The following is a 2,728-nucleotide window of genomic DNA, read 5'->3' as shown; positions in this document are numbered from 1 at the left end:
CCTGGAGACCGGCCGGCAGCTCGCCGGACTTGGCTTCACCGTGCTCATCGGCGCGCGCGACCTCGCCAAGGGCGAGGCGGCGGCGAAGAAACCCGGCGGCAATGTCGAGGCCATCGCGCTGGATGTCGCCGCGCCCGATGGGCCAGCCCTTGCTGCAGCCGAGGTGGAGCGCCGATTCGGTCGGCTCGACGTGCTCGTCAACAACGCCGCCATCCACTACGAGTTGTCCGCGCGAGCGCTGAATCCCCACCGGACGGTGGGCAGCAAGGCCTTCGAGAGCTATGTCGTCGGCGCCTGGCGGGTGGCGTTCGCCTTCGCGCCGCTGCTCAGCGCCTCCGGTCATGGCCGGCTGGTCATCGTTTCGCCCGAGGCTGGCTCGCCGGCCTATTCGACCGGCAGGGCGACGCTCAGTGCGCTCACCCGAATTCTCGCGGCCGAGCTGCGCGACGCGGGCGTCCTGGTCAACGCCATCAGCCCGGACTGGATGGAGACCGACATGGGCGGGCCCGGCAGCCGCCCAGTCGCGCCAGGGGCGGCCGGCATCGTATGGGCCGCGACCCTGCCGGACGACGGTCCGACGGGCGGCTTCTTCCGCGATGGCATGAAGCTGCCGTGGTGAACGGCTCGAGCGTCCTACCTGCCCATACGCCTTGCTACGAAAATAGCATTCTCGGCCTACGAAGTGTGATGCGAGGCTCCGCGCCCGTGCACCCAAGGCACGCGGTGGTGCGGTCTCGCGAGAAGAGGAGTGGCAGGCGGGATCGAGCCCAAAATCCAAAAATCCGGACGAAACTGTTGAACCATTGCGAGGCCCGCCGTGTTTGACGTGGTTGGCCACGAGGGAAGGACCACCAGTGAGAGCACCCTATCTCGTCTCGGCCGCGCTCATTGCGGCATCTGCAATGCCGGCGGCGGCTGGCGAAATCTCAGACGGCAAGGTCAAGATCGGCATCTTGAACGACCAGTCGGGCGTCTAGCCGATGGCCGACGGCACGCTGAAGCTGGTGGCGGTCGAATACATCACCTCGAAGGGTCCGGCATCGCTCGATGGCCAGCTGTTCAACTTCAACAGCGCGCCCAACCGCTACGGTCTCGGCGAGTTCTACGAACTGCATGTCTGGGCCTGGAAGAGCAACCCGACCGGCACCTTCGCCGACATGAACCCGAAAGTGTCGTGCGAACACGCGATTGCGCCGAGTCAGTAAGAAACGCCAGGCGGTGAAGCTGCCGATCTCCCCCCGTGAGGAGATGCCCGGCAGGGCAGAAGGGGCGCTGTTCCGCCGGCATCTTTGGGCTTGGATTCCTCGCCTCCGCTGAAAGCGGGGGAGAGGTGGCCGCAAAGCGGCCGGAGAGGGGGCTTCGCAGGGCGCTGTCCCCCTCTCCGTCTCGGCTTCGCCGAGTGTCCAGCCGATAGATGGGTAACACTTTGAACCGGATACATAGGTTACAGTTTTCCCCCTGAGTTGCTGTCCGCCGCAGTGCCGTCTGGTCGGGTTGAAGGGCACTGCGGCGGACCAGTTTCTTGTGTCTGCCGTCGATGAAGCCGAGCGGATGGGTATAGAAGTGGAGCGCCCATTGCCCGTTCTCGGTCTCGGTTGCGGCAACCGCTTCACCGGCCAATGTCTTTGAGACGTAGATGAAGTCGCCGTTCCACTTGATCTCGCCGTTTTGGCGCACGCTGCGCACCGCAGCTTCGGCCGGATAGTCCGGCTTCGGTATCGTCTTCGGCATGGCGCGGGTCGAGGGGCGGTAATGCTGTGCCGGCGTGTCCATGCCCAGCGCCTCGTGCGGGCGCTCCTCATTGTACTCGCGCCGGAAAGCCTCGAAGGCCCGAGCCTGGGCCGCCCTGTCGGCCTCCGGCGCCTTGGCCAGCGGCAGCATGGTCAGGTGGAAGCGCTCATGGCAGCCGTTCTGCTGCGGCTTGCCCGGCTGGATGCGCTCCAGCACGATGCCGAGCTTGATGAAACGCACGCTAAGCGGCGTCAGCCCGGTGAGGCCGACCGACGCAAACGGCGAGCCATTGTCGCTTCTGAACCGATCCGGCAGGCCATTCTCCTCGAACGTCCGCTCAAACACCGGCCAGGCTTCACCCTCCGACGTCGAGCCGATCGCCGCCAGCGCCAACAGGTAGCGGCATGCCCCATCCATCACCGTCAGCGGCTCGCAGCGCCAGCCGTCGCCGGTCCGGAACCAGCCCTTGTGGTCGCCCGTCCACAGCGCGTTCGGTCCTTCCGGCTCCGGCCATGGTCCGTTGCCCGCCGCCCTCCAGCGCGCACGGCGATGCCCGACAAGCCCATGCCGCTTCAGGATCTCGCCAGCTGTCGAGACCGCCGGCCAGCCGCAGTTGGGCTCCGCCCGCTTCAGCCGGGCCATGATCTTCTTCGGCCCCCACAGCGGATGCGCTTCCTTCTCCGCCACGATCCGATCCACCAGCTCCGCTGCCGTTGCACGGCCGTGCTCGAGCGGCGCCCGCGGCTGGTCGTGCAGGCCTTCCGGGCCAAACTCCCGGTAGCGTCCAAGCCATTTGTAGCCGGTCTTGCGCGAGATATCGAAGGCAGCACAAAGCTGCGTCATCGTCTCCTCCCCAGATAGGCATTCCGCAACAAAACGAAGCCGCTCGTCCATGAGTCCAGTCTCTCGCCAAACCATCGCCGGTCCTCCCGGCAAACGAGAAAACTGTCACCCATCTAATCGGTCCATTCTGTTACCTATCTATCCGGTTCGGACA

At 65.8% G+C, this 2,728-nt stretch carries 2 protein-coding genes and 2 pseudogenes; 3 read left to right on the top strand and 1 reads right to left on the bottom strand.

From position 1 onward, the window contains the following. Position 1 precedes the first annotated feature (1 nt). The 3 genes and pseudogenes from EOA29_RS31860 to EOA29_RS41790 form a co-directional block, all read left to right on the top strand. Positions 2-619: an SDR family NAD(P)-dependent oxidoreductase gene (locus EOA29_RS31860; protein ID WP_245468614.1), complete on the top strand. Its 618-nt coding sequence runs from the start codon at positions 2-4 to the stop codon at positions 617-619. A gap of 235 nt (positions 620-854) precedes the next feature. Next, positions 855-977: a hypothetical protein gene (locus tag EOA29_RS43905; protein WP_281059675.1), complete on the top strand. Its 123-nt coding sequence runs from the start codon at positions 855-857 to the stop codon at positions 975-977. Positions 978-995: 18 nt separating this feature from the next. Beyond that, positions 996-1,205, top strand: a pseudogene (locus tag EOA29_RS41790) (hypothetical protein); the annotation flags it as partial. 616 nt (positions 1,206-1,821) lie between these two features. On the opposite strand, the pseudogene EOA29_RS43415 reads toward EOA29_RS41790, so the two are convergent. Continuing rightward, positions 1,822-2,574 (bottom strand): annotated as a pseudogene (locus tag EOA29_RS43415) (helix-turn-helix domain-containing protein); the annotation flags it as partial. Positions 2,575-2,728 lie beyond the last annotated feature (154 nt).

It is taken from the genome of Mesorhizobium sp. M1E.F.Ca.ET.063.01.1.1 (assembly GCF_003998155.1).
Lineage (GTDB): Bacteria > Pseudomonadota > Alphaproteobacteria > Rhizobiales > Rhizobiaceae > Mesorhizobium.
Note: the sequence above shows the minus strand (reverse complement) of the source record. Positions and strands in the feature narration are given on the sequence as shown.